Origin of the sequence: Acinetobacter sp. WCHAc060025 (assembly GCF_004209355.1) — a bacterium.
Classification (GTDB): Bacteria; Pseudomonadota; Gammaproteobacteria; order Pseudomonadales; family Moraxellaceae; genus Acinetobacter; species Acinetobacter wuhouensis.
The window spans coordinates 1-233 of record NZ_SGSX01000074.1 but is presented as its reverse complement, the minus strand read 5'-3'; the positions used below and the strand labels follow the sequence as shown (position 1 = coordinate 233).

Annotated in this window: 1 protein-coding gene; it reads left to right on the top strand. The window is 46.8% G+C overall.

All coding sequences use genetic code 11. The features are described from left to right. Nucleotides 1-12: 12 nt before the first annotated feature. Nucleotides 13-233, top strand: a 221-nt coding sequence (locus tag EXE09_RS18685) for a hypothetical protein (protein ID WP_228257238.1), incomplete at its 3' end; no start/stop codon positions are given.

The following is a 233-nucleotide window of genomic DNA, read 5'->3' as shown; positions in this document are numbered from 1 at the left end:
TTAGGCTTTGCAGTGAACGGCGGTACGGCAGATAAACTGGCATTGGGCGATACCGTCAACTTTGCCAACGGCACCAACACCACAGCAACGTATGATGCTGCAAGCAACACCTACAAATACAACCTGAATGACAATATAGCATTGTCCAATACAGGTAGCTTGACTGTAGGTAACAGCAAAATAGACAACAGCGGTGTTCAATCTGGTGCAATCAAACTGGATGCAGCTACAGG